We start from the raw sequence: 14940 nt of genomic DNA, 5'->3' as shown, positions 1-14940 counted from the left end.
GTATCAGGTCGCCAGTGCTTGAAATGAAGATGGCATGAATGCCGGATGGATAACATCCGCCTGCTGCACAAGTCCATCTGCGCGGGTTGCGTCACGATAGATCCGGCTTGCCAACGCCAGCGACGGGAGCGCAGCGTTGAATGTGAACGTCGTCGTCGGCGCAATTCCGGCGCTACGTGCTTCCAGATCGGCAATTACGCTTTGACGTAGCGCGCGCATCGCCATATAGCTCGAGTCGTCGCCAGAATCTCCGGCAATCTGGATCTCACTGTCGATCAGGCCCGTCACTGTTGCGGAAACTGCCAGAGCATCCTGCTGCGACGAAGGCTGATATGCCGACGCCACAACAGCGAGTTGCGCGAGTACGGTGCGACGAAACAGAGCGCCGCTCGCGGTCTGCATGGCAGCGATAGCAGATCCGATTGCCGCCGTTGATGTGGCCGCCGCTGGCGTGTATGCTGCCATCCCAGTCAGCATCCGGACAGCATCTGCTGGGTCGGACGCCGAATTGGAAACTGCCAGCACAAAGGCCTGCGTCGCCGCACCGAAGCTGGTCGTGTCGCCGACATTCGCGGCGGCAGACTGCAAGGCCGCTCCGGCTGACGTTACGTTGGCTCGCAATCCGGCATCCGCCGCGATGAGAGTCTGAACAGTGGTGCCTGATGGTGCTTTCTGATTTGTGCCCAGATACCCATTGTTGCCGCCGCCGAACAGGCGTCCAAAGTTCCCGGTCAGCGTCGACACAGCGCCAAGGAAGCGCTTCACGTCATTGACTGCCGTGACGCCCAACTGATAGAGCCCGACAGACGCCGAGACCGCTGCCTGCCCTACTGCCGCGCCCTTCTGAATCGCGGCAGCGGTGTTCCTCACAAAATCGACTAGCGAAGCCGTCGTGAGCCCACTCGCGGCACTGGCAACCTCATTCGTCGTCGAAGTGTTGGCCGTCGGGAAAATCCGCAAACCACTTTGTATGAAGGTGAACATCACCTCCACTACGCGCCCAAGGTCTTTCCGCTCACTGAACTCGACGCTCAGGCAGTTCACGTTCTCGATCGTACCGAAAGTAGGATGCACCAACGTTTGTGGCTTGTTCATCTCGCACGCATTGAACATGCGGGTGCGCTGATCTGCAACCGATCCGCCGCCATACAGAAGGCTGTTTTCGACCAAGAAGCCGATGAGGCTGAACTGCCTCGGCAACTTGCCAAGATCTTCGACCCACACTTCGTCTCGGTACGGATAATCGTGTACGACATTGCGGCGACCACCGGCGGTGCGCGTCGCCTCAACAGCGAACGGCACACCTCCGTAGGATGCGCTCTTGACGAATCCTTGCCAGTTTCCCGAAAGAAGGTTGCCTGCAGCGGTAGCGATCGAACTCGCACCACTCGCCAACGACGAGGCGCCTGCCGCAACACCACCGATACTGCCGGAGATCTGGACAATGTTGGTGGTGCTCATACGCTAGGCCCAAGCAGTAAGGAATGGCCAATCTGGCCGGTCGCCATAATCTCGCCATTGTGGTGAACCGTTGCACGTGCACCATTCGGCGCTCCGGGCATATGGATCGTGACCTCGAGTTTTCCGCCGGCCGGCGATGCAGTCGGCGCCGACACAGCGGAGTCGATCGCGGCAGCAGAATTTGCGCGCCGAGCTGCCTCCCCAGCATCATCTGCGGGCCGCTCATACAAGTGCGAGATAAGCCATCCCGCCTGCCCCGCACTGGCAGCGAGCTTTAGCGCGTTGCCAGCTCGCTGCTCGGTGCCATTCCGCAATTCGTCGTTCATGAACTGCAGTTGCTGATCAAGCGTCGACTGCCGAATATCGATGCCAAACCGTTTTTTGAAATTTGCCTGGCGGTCCTCGTGCCATTGGCCAATACCGTATGCATGGCCGTTGTCGCCAACGGCCGCCGGGTTGTACAGGCTTTCCGTCCAAAGATTCGCCGCCATGCCTGCGGCCTGCTGCCGACTCCACCCCATTGCCTGGAGCTTTGCCATGATCTCTGCAGTCTTGGGATCTGCGGCTGCACCAGCGCGCCGACGATCGCCGATCGCATCCCCTCCCCAGGTATCGCCGGGCTGCGTCAGTCGGTGATCGCCTTCGCCTTCGTTCAACCCCTTGCTATAGCCAATCCCGAGAATGCCAGCGACCAGCGGATTCGCCACGAGAGGAACGAGGATCGACGAGAGCGCGGCCGCCTTTGTTATCAACCCGGCAATTCCGGCGATCGGTCCAGCAAACGTGATCGCGGCGAGACCCAACGCAATGCCCTTGACGCCTCCGAGACTCTCGCCAATATCTGCGATCGACTTCGCGGTTTTGTCCCAGTCGACGTGATCAATCCAATTCGCGATCTTCGGGCCGTATTCATCCGCAAGTTTTGTAAACTCGTCAACGACCTTCCCAACCGCCGGCGCAAGCGACACGCCGATCGAGTTCTTTAGCTTGTCCACCGACGCATCGAGCGCGATCATGGACTCATTGAATTTCTCGCCCTGTGCGATCTGCTGTGGCGACATCGTCGCCTTCAACTTATCGAACTGCGCGACGAACTGATCGATCGTGCCCCGGCGAATCATCGCCTGCAGGCCGCCAAGCCCGAAGATGTCGAGGAACGCCTTCTGCGCCTGAGAATTCTTGATCTTCGACGCGGCAGCAGCGACATCATTCAGGCCACGCACGACGTCGATGGTGCCGTCTTTTAGGCGGTGAATACCGATTCCCTTGTCGGACAGCACGCCGGCCGCAAAATTGTTCCGGCCCGCAGACGCATCCTCGAAAGCAGCGCCAAGCGACTGCATGCTGCCTGTCATGGCATCAGCAGACAGGCCCGCGACGCGCGCGGCGCCGCGGTAACGCTGCAGGTCAGTGGTGGACACGCCGATAACGCTAGCCGTGTTTGCGATCTCAATGGCGGCTTTACCCCAGCCGGTCGCGAGCGCAGCGATCCCTGCGACGCTTCCGACGCCGACGAGTGCAGCCATTGGCGGTGCGATGGACGCGACCTTGCGCGCTACATCGCCCGCCGCATTACCGACCTTCTCAAGCCCCTTGCCGACCCGGTCGAGGCCCGTTTCCTTGCCGAAAGCCGCGACCGATGTTTTCACATCGTTGATCGGCTTCGTCATCTTGGCGATCGAGTCGTTCACCCGCTTCGCAACAGCGGTCGCTTTGTCGGTCGCGCTGATGACGATGTTGAAGGTGTTTGACGCCGCCATCAGTTGGCCCCCGCCTTTTTCATTCGCTCCGCTTCCTTGTAGTAGAAAAAGAAGCGGCTGAGTCTGAGACGCCAGGCGTCTTCAGGCCCCCAGTGATAGAACTTCGTGACCTCGGCGACTATGCTTCGCCAGTCGTCTGGCCATCCAGCGTAAAACCCGTGAGGTACTTGACCGCCTCCTCGTAGTCGCGCTTCCCAAGGGCGCGAGCCACCTGCAGCGGCACACCCGCCACGAACGAGATCAGGGCCGCGTTCGATGCGTATCCGGTTTCGCCGGCCTGCGACGCGCGATCGAGTTCGTCGACCGTCGGCTCGCGAAGATCGAGCGAGCTCGTCGTGACCGAATCACCTTTGAGCGTGACCGGCTTGCGCAAGGAAATGGTTTTCGTGTCAGGTTGGTTCATGGTCAGGTCGTTGTCTCGGTAACTTGTGGGCCCTCGAATTTCACGTCGAATTTCGCGTCTTCCGAGTCCACTTCTTGCGATTCAACCGTCCACATATTCCGACCGATGATGGTCTTGCCATTGGCCAGTTGCGCGACGACAGTCACATTCTTCATGCCATTGACGGCGTTCACCGTCAGGCCGCCGGTATCGCGCAGCGACATGGAGATCGACGGAGCGATGTACTTCTCTTTGAAGCCGTGGACGCCGTCCATGCCCGTCAGCGATTCGCGCGTGACGGTCGACGGGTTGTATTTGAAGCCGCCCTCGACCAGGTGCGTCGCGCCGTCCACCGTCACAGACGCGGTGCCGGCAAGTAAATTCGAAGCCATCGCTGGCCCTCCAGAAATAGAAAAAGGCGCCCGGAGGCGCCCTCAGATGGTCGAAACGAGGCTTAACTGGTGACTTCGAGGCTGAACTGCATCAGCAGCGCGAAGATGCGCAGCTGGTCGATCAGGACGGCCGGGTAAAGCACGTCAAGGCGGTTCGGGTTCTGCGTGTTCTGCTCGCAGATCAGGCCGGCGGCGAACTGCGCGCTACCTTGAACCATTCCCGCTTCTTCCATCGTCTGATACTGCGCGATGAGATCGGCCTTGATTGTGGCCGGCGTAACGACGTTGCTGCCGGCCGTGAGTCGAGTGCCGTTGGCAGCCAGCTTGACCCGTGCATACTTGCTGGTGATGACCGACTGCAGTTGCCGAAGCACATACATCAACAGGAACATCGTCTCGATCTCGAGGTAGCTGTTGTCCGGCTGACCCGATGCATTCAGCTGGTAGGTCGTTATCACGTTTTCGAGCGCGACCGTACCGTCCGCCGCGACCGTGAACGTCGAGATGCCGTCATACAGAAGCGTGTTGCGCTGACTCAAGCTGAAGCGCGACGCCAGCGGCGGTGCCATGACGCCCGGAAGCGCAACGGTTTGCATCGGCACGCCCGGATCGGCGCGCACACTGAAGGCCGTGACAGCGGCCATTGTTGCGGCCCACTGCCAGCTCGGTGTCGGCGAGTCGTTGAAACCCAGAATCGTCTCGTGCTGGTTGTTGCGACCGGTGCCGAGCGTGGTTTGCGAAGCCCACGTGCCGCGGTAGGCAGCAAACACATGCCCATAGACCTGAACCTGCCAGCTCCAGCGGCCCGTCGAATCATTCAGGAGCGTTTGGAGTGCATTCAGCGAAACCGTGTCGGTGTACGGGCACACGATGAAGTCGAACGGCATATCGAGCAGGTTGCCCAACGCCGTCGTCAACGTCGGATTCGTGGCGCCGCCGGACATTGCCGTGACCGTGTACGCCAGCCCTACCGGCGTCGATTCGCCGCCCGGCGTACCCTGATAGTTGAACCGGATGTCTATTTCATTGCCCAGCAGACCCTTGTTGTCAGCCGTCAGCGTCACCGTGCTCGTCGAGACGGTCGCGGTGACCGGCATCGCGGCGATCAGGTTGATGGCAGCGCTCACTGCGCTGGCGACCTGTGCCGTCGTCATGGTCGACGTAACCGGGACCGAGACAAGCTGTCCTGCGATGTACAGCGAGATCGTGCCGTTGGCCGTCGGCGCAGACGTAAATGCGATCGAACCGGTAGCGGCAGTTGAGCCGGCAGCGTCAGCCAGTGGCAGATACCACACCTCGCCGAAGGTATCAGCCAGTCGGTATGCCGACGTCATCGCGGCCAGAATCGAGCTTGCTCCGCCTTGGATCGCCGCATCGCCTGTGCCGCTCGAAATGAGCGGAACGTTCGGCGTCGCAATGCCGGCTGCGGTGATCTGGCCGATGATCAGCGCGCGCTGGTTCTGGACTGCTGTATTCGCATGTGAATTGTCGAGCTCCGCATAAAACAGCGGGACGCGAAGGTTCGCGGGGATCTGCTTGAACGGGATCATTGCGTGTCACCCTTTGCTTGCGCAGCGCGCGCGGGCGCAGCACTGTTGACCACCACGACGTCGCCGTCATTCATAGCGCGCGTCCAGAAAATATCCGTATCCGACACTTCGATGCCTTCGGGAGGCAGCAATTGCTTCGTGACCGGATCCCGCACTTTCAGTCCCGGCGCTGGTTTGACGATCATTCGTCGCTCCTTAAGGAAAATTGATGGTGAGACCGGGTTCGACGGTGCCCGGCGGCTCTTGAATCACCAGGTCGACACCCTGAAGCGGGTAGGTCTGAATCGGGAAGAAATCCTCAGCCGACTGAAAAAACTCGACGTCGATCGACATCAGCAACTCGGCCATCGGCATGTCGCCTTCCGAGCTGGTCGATATATCGGAGTCCACCGACGAGAACTGCTGGATGCGCTGGCCTCCAGCCGGGTCCGCCCAGATCGCCGGGTTGTTGATCAAAGCGGTTTCGATTTGCGCCTTCAGGCGCTCAGCCGCCGCGAGCGCAGCCGCCGAACCGGCATCACCTACCAGCGCCGGCGATTTGGTTCGGGCTATCACTTCAAGGGTTGCGGTAACGTTGAACTGCGGCACATTGCGACCGAGAGACTCTTTCCGTTCCTTGCGTGCGTGCACAAGAATCAGCGGATACGAATCGGATGCAGTCGGCCAGTCGAATGGCGAATAGACCGCAGCGCCTGCGTCCGTCGTGCCGGTAAGCGCCGTCACGAACAACGCGCGAATGTCTGCTGACGTCGTCATGGAGAACTCACCTTGCTGAGCATCAGCTTTGCGCCGCCGCGACTATCGACGCGCACCTCGCGCACGAGAAACGTCGTATTGACGCTCGCGACATACAGCTGATCGTTCTGAACGGGGTCGGACGGAAACTGCGACAACTGGACGCCGAGGACCGCAGATACCGTCGTGACGCCAGACGATGCATCCTCAAACATCACTTCCTTGAGGTATGCATCGTCGAAGACACCAGTGATCTGCAGCGAGCCGCCGGCGAACGGCCGGTATGTGACCGGCTCGCCGAACACACCCATCAACGGCCCGATGACCTCGGCATTCCAGTTGACGGGCATTACGCCTCCGAGCGGCCGCTCAGCAGAACTTCCGGACGCGTGCAGAGGTACAGCGGGTATGCGTACGCTTCCATCTTCCACCACATGCGACGATCACGATCGATGATCGGAAGCACATAAACCGCCGCACCCGGCTGGTTGATGAACTCCGCCGACTCGCCCGGCGCCATGACTTCCTGGAAGATGCCCGGAGCGTTCACCGGGAAGAACTTCACCTTGTCGTCGGCGATCTTGACGGTGGTGTTGTCGTCCGAGCCGCGATAGTTCACCCACGTGATGCCGTCGAATTCGAACGAGGCAAACGCGTCGCCGAACGCATCGCTACGGATGTCCTTCGCGCCTTCCCAGTTCAGGAAGGTGCGGATCACATCCGGATGGTTGGAGAACTGGTCATAGAACACGTCGCCGCAGAGCGCCATGATCCGCGTCTGGTTGGTGAATGCACCCTGCGCCTTGCGCGCCATCGAACGCTTAACGCCGTTGATGATCGGGCGAAGGGTGTTTGCGGCGGCGGCCGCCAGATTGAAGCCGATTTCCTGCGCCTGTGTGATCTGGAACTCGTCGAACCAGTTGTACAGCACAGTGCCATCTGCCGGATTCAGAACGAGCCCTTGCACCGCTGCGAGGCGCAAGTATTCCTTCGTGTACTCGACGCTCGCGAGCAGGCCGGTCGGGCCAGCCAGGCGACGCGCGACTTCACGCTCGAGTTGCATCGGCACCGTGACGATCTGACCCGTCGGGCCCTCCGGGAACTCGCGGATGTTCTGCAGTTCGTACGTGTAGATCGTGTCGTCGTGCATCAGCCGCGGCACATCGAAGTAGCGCATCTTGCGCTTTTCGGTCGTGCGCTGTGTGCCTTCGGTGCCGCGCTCGCTAAAGCCGATCAGCTTCAGCGTACCGGTGCGCTCTTCGACGGACACAGCCGTCGTGCGGATCGGATTCGGATCGAAGATTTTCAATTGACCCAGCGCACCCGGTTGGTAGGGGTTGCGTTGGACACCCTGGGACAGGGTCAGCGCGCTGAATGCGTCGCCGTTGAAGATGTCAATAATTTCGCCAGCCATGGCTTGTTCCTTAAAAAAAGAAAAGCCGCCTTGCTGGCGGCCTCAATGCATTCACGAAAGCCGCCAGGAGGCGGCATCTGGTCGGGTGGCGATTAGCGCGGGATGATGGTCAGTGCCTTCAACTGCGCGAGCGCGGCGGTGATCGCGGCGGCACTCATGCCCGTCGGCCACACCAGTTCCGATGCGTTGACTTCGGCGAGACGAACGACCACAGCGCACGGCTTATCCGCGCTCGTGACGTCTTTCGTCGCGAACAGGATGCCGCTTGGCACCTGCGAGCCATCGACGTTTGCCGGATCGAAAGGCTTGTACTTGCTCGATCCAGCCGCGACCGTGACCGTGAAGCTGTCGCCAGGCACGAACGCCGTGCCGCCAGCGGTGATCGTGAATGCGAGACCGCCTGCCTTGAACGCGACACCGGTCGTGCCGTGGCCGACTTCCGCACCCGTCGGGTCCGATACCACGAAGTGGGTGGCATCGTCGAACTCCACGGAGTAGACGCCGGCCTTCGCAGCGTAGCCCTGCACACTCAGCGAACCGATCGTGCCGTTACCGGTGTTCGTGCCAGCAGCCGATACGATCGTCGGATTGCCCGGCGTCGCAGTGGTCGTAAGCGTGAAAGAGTCGCCGGCCGCAAACGGAGTACCACCGGCGGTGATCGTGAAACCGATGCCGAGAGCGCTGAAAGCGCTGCCGACGGTGCCGGTCGCCGTCTGGCCATCCGGAGCCGTGACGGTGAATGCCGTCGAGCTCGTGAGGGCCACGCTATAAGCACCGATCATCGTCGCCGGCGCAGCCTGCGGCGTGATCGTGCCGAACGTACCGTTACCGGTGTTCGTGCCGAGCGCGACCGCAGCGGCAGTCAGCGCCGAAAGAACAGTGCCGAGCACCGTACCTGCGAACACCTTCACGCCACCGGTCAGCGTGCCCTGCTCGATCGATTGGTGGCCGTTCGCCTGCGAGACCAGGAAGCCACCGTTGTGCCAGTTTTCCAGAAACGGCGCGTAAGTCGGGTTACCCATGATTCAGTTTCCTTTTAGGCTGAAATGGTGATCAGCGGAGGGAGGGGTTTGCAGCCTTGAGATTTGCGTCCCAGCGTGCCGCCAAAGCCTGCTGAGGAGACTGCTTGGCACCAGCGTCGATGCCAAGATTGGGGTTGCGGGCTGCTCGATTCGCATGGGCGGCCGACGCCGGTGCCGGAGCACCTTCGAGCATTGCGAGAGCCTCGGCGCGCGTCATACGACTCTTGAACGCCAGGTTCGCGGCGAGCACCGGGTTCCGGGCCGCAGCCGGAGATGCAAAAATCGCCGCGCAGCGCGCTTGCTCACGAAGGCGCGCGCGCGCCGCAGCGCTCTTTCCGCGCATCTCGTCGTCATCGTCCTCGGCGTCGGGATCGGTGTCGTCGTCCTCACCTCGAGCACGAGCTTCCTCCTCCTTTTTCTTTTCTTCTTCGGCCCGCTTCGCCTCTTCCTTCTCCTTCTCTTCTTCTGCCTTGCGGGCTTCCTCTTCTTCTTTTTCCTTCTCTTCCATGCGCTTTGCGTAGTCCTCGTCGGACTCGTTTTCGCGCGGCTTATCGTCATCGCCTTCGGCGCGAGCGGCGCGGTGGGAGAAGCCGGCGAGATGGGCGAACGAAAGCCCGCGCGCCGCGAGGGAGCGAATACTCATATTGAAAACCTCATGGGTTTGGGGAATGTCAGCCCAGCTCGGCGAGCAGGGTTTTGAATGCCTCGTCTGGCGCGGCAATCACGTCAGCGAGGCCAGCCTTGATGCCAGCAGCACCAAGAAACGTACCGGCTTGCATCCCGCGGACTTTCTCAACGGGCAAGTTGCGGTTTCGGGCGACCGTTTCGCAAAACAGCTCACCCATTTTGTCCACATCATCCTGGATGGCTTTCAGAGCCTCATCGGTCAAGGGGATTTCGGGGTTCCCGTCGGCTTTCTGTTCGCCGTATGTGATGAACGTGACTTTGATGCCGGCCTTATCCAGCGCCTTACTTACGTCAATGTGCGCTGTGATAATTCCGATGCTGCCGGTGCCACCAGTTCGCGGAACAAAAATCACGTCTGCCGCACTGGCCAACGCGTACGCCGCGCTATATGCGTGTTCTGCACAGATCGCGGCGATCGGCTTTTTGCCTCGGGAGTCGTAAATCAGATCGGCAAGGTCAAAGCATCCAGCGACCGCCCCGCCGCCAGAGGCGACGTGCAAAACGATAGCCTCGACGTCGGGATTCTCCAGTGCATGGAGGAAGTTGAAACGGATACCGTCGTACCCCGTTGCATCGCCCCAACTGAAAGTCGTTCCGAGGCTCTGCAAAAGCACGCCAAGTACGGGGATTACGGCTATTCCACCGACAATTCCGTAGGCTATTTCCCCGTATGCCGGTTCGTCGAAGCTTCGCGCGTCGACGGCCATTGCCGCCGGAAAATATCCCGGATGCAAGGCCATCGGCGAGTTCAGCAATTGCGCCGAAATCTGCGATGGCTCAATGATCATTTTTCCTTCCCGGATGAGTTTCAGCGAGGTTGCGGATTTTCTTCTGGCTTTGCGGCCTCAGCTGCAGCAACCGCCCCGGCCCATTCCGGCGGGGTGAGCCCGGCCTGTTTGAATGCCGCCACCTCGATCGCGCGCTGGGCAATAACTTCCTCCCAATCTAGGCCCTGCTCGGCGCATTCCTTCTTGAGAGTGGACAGGCCGCCATCCATACGCATGACTGAACCGGCAGCCTCTTTGGTTGGATCAATCCATCCGCGCGCCACTCCAAGCCAGTCGCAACGCGCATACGCCGTCGCCGCCTCCAGGAAGTCTGGTGCGCCCTTGGGGAGCACGTCGTCGAGATCACCCCGTTCCGTGACCTCCTGAAGCCATGAGGCGTACACCGGCGTCGCAGTGCCCACCTTGAACTCTGTGTTGCGCCGGGTCAGGGTTTTCCAGCTCTCCAGAAGTGCGGCACGCGCGCTCGAGTAGTTGGTCTTGCTCCAGTCCTGCGTGATTTGCTCAGCAGACACGCCGAGGGCCGACGCGATCGAACGAAGCATCTCGTGCGCAAAGTCCTCGAAGCCGACGTGAGGATGCGCCGCGTTGACCTGCTTGATCTCTTCGCCAGGCGCCAGTGTCGGAACGCGCACTCCGTTGAGCATCGCGGGACGCTCTTTGGACCAGTCCGCGCGCAGTTCCTGGTAGAAGCCCATTTCCTGATCGCCGCTCTCAGAGTCCATAGCGGCCTCAATCATGGCCGGGTCATATGGGCTCGTGACGTATGTGCCGAAGATCGTCGCTACGGTCGCAGCCTGCAGCTCGACACCGTAATACCGCGCAAGCATCTTTGCGTGTGCGAGAACCGGCGTGAACACGCCGATGCCTCGATTCTGCCCCGCACGATCGCGCTCGAAGTCGTGAATTACACGACGCCAACCGTCCTCGTCTTCTCGCTCGACGCGCTCCCACTCCATTGATTCGACGGCGTTGTACCAGTCGTTCTGGTGGGCGCGGCGAATGTGATACGCAACAGGCACCCCGTAGTCGTCGACCTCCACACCGCCGCGCAGATACTTCGTGTCGAGCATCTGATACGGATTGGACAGGCGGTCCGGATCAACGAGCAGGAATGCGGTTGCGTATTGCGCACCGCCTCGGCCGACGCGCTCCGGCATCCAGTGCGCAACGAAGAGGCTATCGCCGTCGATCAGCTTGTGGCGAAGCGCCAATCGCAATTGCTGCGACATCTTCAGCTGCCGGGACACGTCGTTGTAGTGCCCGAGATCTTCGGAATAGACGCGCCAAAGCGCCTCCACGGCCTTTCGATACTCATCAGCCCACACAGCATCAAATTTCTTGCTGAAGCGGCGCAGATACTGCCAATCCGGATTCGCCGACAGGCGCATGTGAGCGCCGACGGTATTGTCGAGGATCCGGGTAATGCCACCGCTTGCCCATCCGTCATTGCGCGCGAGGTCGCGAGAACGCGACACCATGATGTCGCGGGAGACGTTGATTTCCGAGTCGGCAGACCGGATGAACGGATACCAGTCCGCCATTTCCTGCGTCTGGTAACTCGCGGCCTCATAAGGAAACAGGCTTGAGTTCGACACCCGCATGTTGCCAGGGACAATCGAACCAGAATCCGCACGCGCACCACCGCCGGCCGGCACATCCCCGAAGGGCCGGCCGTGAGAATCGACGATTAGTGACATTAGAAAAAAACCCTTCGTGCGCGCGGATAATGGCAGATGATCCCGAGAGCCTTTTGAAGCATCAGGATGCTCTTATAAATGTCCATCTTGTCGGTCTGCTGGTACGTGACCGACTTCGTGCCGTCGCCCTGGTTGTACGTGGCCGTCACGATCTTCGCACCCATCGACAGGTCGAAATAGGCCGCTTGAAGCGCGGTCAGTCTCGACTGCATGTCGACGTTGCTCATTCCATCTGTGATTGCCATCGCTGTCCTATGCCAACCGGTTGGTCAATCGTTTCTTGCCTGGCTTTCCGTCAGGCGGATTTGTCGCCGCGGCGGCTGGCGCCGCTTCGGCGTCCGCCGGTGGTGCCCATGCCTGCGCCTGCGGATCGAACTCCAGCGGCACCGCAACGAGATCTGCGCGCCGGTTCAACTTCAATCCGAGGTGCGTCAGGCCACACAACGCGCCGTATGCGTACACGCGGCAGTCGAGCGCTTCGTTCGCACGGCCGGACGGCAATTCCCACACCCGATATTTCTGACCACCCGATACCTTCACGACGGATCGCTCCGACGTGAGCTGCTCGAAGTAGCCAATGTCTCGGTCGTTCGGGAAGTGCATGAAACCCGCACCCGCCTCTTCGACGTGCAGACGGTTCCGGATCGTGTCCTTCGCGGCGTTGACGCCGAGAATGACCGGCCGGAAAGACGCCTTGGTCTTTCGTGTCGGCTTCTTGATCGGCCACACCGGATTGCGCTTGCCGCTTACCGCCGACTCACCCTTGATCGCCCAGACCTTCCGGCCGAGACGCGCTTTCGAAAAGTCATAGACCTTCTGCGTATGGTGGCCGCCAGAGTCGATACAGACCGCCATCGCCTCAAACGGTCGTCCATCTGCGCGATGCCAGACACGGTTAAGCAACGCATCGAGCCGCTCCCACGGGTCGGGCGTCTCCATGTCGCCCTCGATCACCTCGTAGGCAATCGACCAGCTTTCTTCGTTGCGGCCCCAGCCGACGACTTCGACTTCGAAGCGGTAATCCTGCGTGTCGACGCCGATCGTGATGACGGCGACACCGTCAGGAACCTCCACCGCCCATCGTTCGCCGCGTGCGACCAGCGCCTCGAGGCGCAGCACCTTGCCCGAGTTCGGGCGATATGGCATGCCGGCCTGTGTGTTCCACCAGGTTTGTTTCTTCTCTTCGTCGCCTTCGGCCTTCAACCACTTCGCCGCGATGTCGGACGGCTTGTCTTTTTGCCACGGGCTGTACAGCTTGCTTGCCTGAAAACCCGCGTGCTCGTTGTCGACCTTCCATTCGCCGCACTCCGGGCACTTCGCGCGATAAACCGCGTGGCGGTCGCTCTCTGACCACTCCCAGACCTGCTCAATCGCAGCATCGGTCGTCGCCTCGCGCGAGTCTTCCGGGCCGCGCCAAGCGCGCTCATAGTCGTCTAGCGGAACATGCCGCGAACCGCAGCATTCGAACACCCGCGTCTGATGCCAGCGCGCGGTCTGCAATGCACGCAGTCGATCGCCTTCCGACCAGATTTGCCCGCAGGCCTCACACGAGATTCGCGCCGTTTTCGGGAAGTGCTCGACGACGTTTCCGCTATCGTCACGGCGCTTCTCCCAGTCGACATGCTTGAAGAAGTCGGGGAACATGCGATGCCCGCAATGCGGGCACGCGAGCGACGCGCGGCGTTGATCGGAATCTTTGTAGCTCGCCTCGACTCGGCTTTCATCCTCTACTGTTGGCGAGCAGGCACGAATCGACAGCCAGTTCACGCCAAACGTCGCCGTACGCTCTTCAGCCAGCGCAATCGGCTCGCCTTCGCGCGTCACTGGATACTTGTCGACCTCGTCCGCGAGGATGACCCGCACCGGTCGGCGCGCCAGATTGTCTGGGCTGCCTGCGCCGGCGAGCGCCAGAAAGCCCCCAGGGAATGCCTTGAACAGCAGCGTCTCATCGGCGTTCCGCGTCTTGCTCGTGCCGACGATCTCGCGCAGCACTGGTGTCACCCTGATGAGGGGGCTGATACGCTCTTTACTGAATTGCTCGGCCGCGTCTTCCTTAGGCTGCAACAGCAGGATCGGGCAAGGATCGAGGTGGGCGAAATACCCGAACACGTTTTCAAGAAGCGCCGTTTTCAGGAGCTGAGTGCTCACCATCGTCGTAATGACGTGGACCCCCGGCTCTGTCACCGCGAGCATCGGCCCGCGCGCAATCTCGACGGTCGAGGTTTCCCAGTTGCCCGAGGTGCTTCCAGCCTCTTTCGCGAGTTTCCGGTATCGGTCCGCCCATGTCGGCACACTGATGCGCGGCGGTGGAGTCCATGCGCGGCGCACGGACGCGCGGAGCTTGTCAGCCTTCTCGTTCCGAGAAATTGGCCTCCGGCTCGCCGAGTTGGGCAATATGCTTGTGGACATGCGCGGTTAGGGTCTCGACAACTCGGTCGGCCTCGACGCCCAGGTCGGCTGCCAAGATCGGACCTACTCTGGTCGGCCAGTTCAGCCACGCATCGCGCTGTGCCCGGAACTCCTCGAAGAGGATTGCTGTTGCGGTATCCAGCTCGACGAGCGACCCGGACTTGCGTTCATATTCGAGCTGAGCCCTCAACCCGAGGTAGTTCTCTTTTAAGCAGCGTGCTTCGTCGAAGTTGAGCAACTCGACATTGCCGGAAAGAATTCGGCTCGCTGCTTCGCCAGCGTTCTCGCCGGCCTCCAGCGTTACCCCTTTCGCCGCTTGGGTAACAGATTGAGGCTTGTTACCTTTGGCCGTTTTCTTCGCAGGCTGGGTAACAGCGGGAGCACCGTCTCGACGGTATCGCGTCAGGTTCGCATTCGACGCTTTGACATCGATCGCATCGCCCGCAAACACAAGCCAGCCGCGCTCCTTCCATTTCGTCACCGTCTTCCGGCTGACGCTGTGGAGTGCCGCGAATTCGCTCTGATTCATTGCGCGATCTGTTACCTGTTACCCAAATTTCAAAACTCAGCGCTGGTGGGTTTTCGCGAGTCTTCGCTCCCGCCCTACAGGAAGTTCCGGGGAAGGACCCGCGCACTTTTCTGG

16 protein-coding genes are annotated in these 14940 nt (G+C 60.8%); all 16 read right to left on the bottom strand.

Features of this window, described 5'->3' with window-relative positions; translation table 11 throughout:
* Positions 1-3: 3 nt before the first annotated feature.
* On the bottom strand, positions 4-1461 hold the full coding sequence (locus P0D71_RS00585) for a DNA circularization protein (RefSeq protein WP_408478772.1): 1458 nt from the start codon (positions 1459-1461) through the stop codon (positions 4-6).
* Positions 1458-3221, bottom strand: a complete 1764-nt coding sequence (locus tag P0D71_RS00580; protein WP_408478770.1) for a phage tail tip lysozyme — start codon at positions 3219-3221, stop codon at positions 1458-1460. The genes P0D71_RS00585 and P0D71_RS00580 overlap by 4 nt, the downstream gene beginning before the upstream one ends.
* Positions 3222-3339: 118 nt before the next feature.
* A complete protein-coding gene (locus tag P0D71_RS00575) occupies positions 3340-3624 on the bottom strand; it encodes a phage tail assembly protein (RefSeq protein ID WP_408478768.1) in 285 nt (94 codons plus the stop codon).
* Between the two features lie 2 nt (positions 3625-3626).
* The gene (locus tag P0D71_RS00570; RefSeq protein ID WP_408478766.1) at positions 3627-3995 is read right to left on the bottom strand and encodes a phage tail tube protein; all 369 of its coding nucleotides are present in this window, start codon (positions 3993-3995) and stop codon (positions 3627-3629) included.
* A 62-nt stretch (positions 3996-4057) separates the two neighbouring features.
* Complete coding sequence (locus P0D71_RS00565) at positions 4058-5545, bottom strand: phage tail sheath subtilisin-like domain-containing protein (protein ID WP_408478765.1); 1488 nt, start codon at positions 5543-5545, stop codon at positions 4058-4060.
* Positions 5542-5730, bottom strand: coding sequence for a DUF2635 domain-containing protein (locus P0D71_RS00560; protein WP_408478763.1), 189 nt, complete (start codon positions 5728-5730; stop codon positions 5542-5544). The genes P0D71_RS00565 and P0D71_RS00560 overlap by 4 nt, the downstream gene beginning before the upstream one ends.
* Before the next feature lie 10 nt (positions 5731-5740).
* On the bottom strand, positions 5741-6301 hold the full coding sequence (locus tag P0D71_RS00555; protein ID WP_408478761.1) for an ABC transporter permease: 561 nt from the start codon (positions 6299-6301) through the stop codon (positions 5741-5743).
* Positions 6298-6630: a head-tail joining protein gene (locus P0D71_RS00550; RefSeq protein WP_408478759.1), complete on the bottom strand. Its 333-nt coding sequence runs from the start codon at positions 6628-6630 to the stop codon at positions 6298-6300. Before P0D71_RS00550 ends, P0D71_RS00555 begins: the two co-directional genes overlap by 4 nt.
* Complete coding sequence (locus tag P0D71_RS00545) at positions 6630-7694, bottom strand: major capsid protein (protein WP_408478757.1); 1065 nt, start codon at positions 7692-7694, stop codon at positions 6630-6632. Before P0D71_RS00545 ends, P0D71_RS00550 begins: the two co-directional genes overlap by 1 nt.
* 92 nt (positions 7695-7786) lie before the next feature.
* A complete protein-coding gene (locus P0D71_RS00540) occupies positions 7787-8716 on the bottom strand; it encodes a head decoration protein (protein WP_408478755.1) in 930 nt (309 codons plus the stop codon).
* A gap of 31 nt (positions 8717-8747) precedes the next feature.
* The gene (locus P0D71_RS00535) at positions 8748-9359 is read right to left on the bottom strand and encodes a hypothetical protein (protein ID WP_408478753.1); all 612 of its coding nucleotides are present in this window, start codon (positions 9357-9359) and stop codon (positions 8748-8750) included.
* A gap of 28 nt (positions 9360-9387) precedes the next feature.
* Positions 9388-10191 carry a S49 family peptidase gene (locus P0D71_RS00530; RefSeq protein ID WP_408478751.1) on the bottom strand — a complete coding sequence of 268 codons (804 nt, stop codon included), beginning with the start codon at positions 10189-10191 and terminating at the stop codon, positions 9388-9390.
* A gap of 20 nt (positions 10192-10211) precedes the next feature.
* A complete protein-coding gene (locus tag P0D71_RS00525) occupies positions 10212-11888 on the bottom strand; it encodes a phage portal protein (protein WP_408478749.1) in 1677 nt (558 codons plus the stop codon).
* Positions 11888-12133 (bottom strand): gpW family head-tail joining protein, encoded by a 246-nt coding sequence (gpW, locus tag P0D71_RS00520; RefSeq protein WP_408478748.1) that lies wholly within the window; start codon positions 12131-12133, stop codon positions 11888-11890. The genes P0D71_RS00525 and gpW overlap by 1 nt, the downstream gene beginning before the upstream one ends.
* Before the next feature lie 7 nt (positions 12134-12140).
* On the bottom strand, positions 12141-14180 hold the full coding sequence (locus P0D71_RS00515; protein ID WP_408478746.1) for a phage terminase large subunit family protein: 2040 nt from the start codon (positions 14178-14180) through the stop codon (positions 12141-12143).
* A 52-nt stretch (positions 14181-14232) separates the two neighbouring features.
* Complete coding sequence (locus tag P0D71_RS00510; protein ID WP_408478744.1) at positions 14233-14826, bottom strand: hypothetical protein; 594 nt, start codon at positions 14824-14826, stop codon at positions 14233-14235.
* Positions 14827-14940: the final 114 nt, after the last annotated feature.

Source organism: Paraburkholderia sp. RL17-383-BIF-A (assembly GCF_046028015.1).
Taxonomy (GTDB): Bacteria; Pseudomonadota; Gammaproteobacteria; order Burkholderiales; family Burkholderiaceae; genus Paraburkholderia.
Note: the sequence above shows the minus strand (reverse complement) of the source record. Positions and strands in the feature narration are given on the sequence as shown.

Coding starts and splice junctions, on each gene's coding strand:
- P0D71_RS00585 (WP_408478772.1), bottom strand. CDS start 1,461: ATGAGCACCACCAACATTGTCCAGATCTCCGGCAGTATCGGTGGTGTT.
- P0D71_RS00580 (WP_408478770.1), bottom strand. CDS start 3,221: ATGGCGGCGTCAAACACCTTCAACATCGTCATCAGCGCGACCGACAAA.
- P0D71_RS00575 (WP_408478768.1), bottom strand. CDS start 3,624: ATGAACCAACCTGACACGAAAACCATTTCCTTGCGCAAGCCGGTCACG.
- P0D71_RS00570 (WP_408478766.1), bottom strand. CDS start 3,995: ATGGCTTCGAATTTACTTGCCGGCACCGCGTCTGTGACGGTGGACGGC.
- P0D71_RS00565 (WP_408478765.1), bottom strand. CDS start 5,545: ATGATCCCGTTCAAGCAGATCCCCGCGAACCTTCGCGTCCCGCTGTTT.
- P0D71_RS00560 (WP_408478763.1), bottom strand. CDS start 5,730: ATGATCGTCAAACCAGCGCCGGGACTGAAAGTGCGGGATCCGGTCACG.
- P0D71_RS00555 (WP_408478761.1), bottom strand. CDS start 6,301: ATGACGACGTCAGCAGACATTCGCGCGTTGTTCGTGACGGCGCTTACC.
- P0D71_RS00550 (WP_408478759.1), bottom strand. CDS start 6,630: ATGCCCGTCAACTGGAATGCCGAGGTCATCGGGCCGTTGATGGGTGTG.
- P0D71_RS00545 (WP_408478757.1), bottom strand. CDS start 7,694: ATGGCTGGCGAAATTATTGACATCTTCAACGGCGACGCATTCAGCGCG.
- P0D71_RS00540 (WP_408478755.1), bottom strand. CDS start 8,716: ATGGGTAACCCGACTTACGCGCCGTTTCTGGAAAACTGGCACAACGGT.
- P0D71_RS00535 (WP_408478753.1), bottom strand. CDS start 9,359: ATGAGTATTCGCTCCCTCGCGGCGCGCGGGCTTTCGTTCGCCCATCTC.
- P0D71_RS00530 (WP_408478751.1), bottom strand. CDS start 10,191: ATGATCATTGAGCCATCGCAGATTTCGGCGCAATTGCTGAACTCGCCG.
- P0D71_RS00525 (WP_408478749.1), bottom strand. CDS start 11,888: ATGTCACTAATCGTCGATTCTCACGGCCGGCCCTTCGGGGATGTGCCG.
- gpW (WP_408478748.1), bottom strand. CDS start 12,133: ATGGCAATCACAGATGGAATGAGCAACGTCGACATGCAGTCGAGACTG.
- P0D71_RS00510 (WP_408478744.1), bottom strand. CDS start 14,826: ATGAATCAGAGCGAATTCGCGGCACTCCACAGCGTCAGCCGGAAGACG.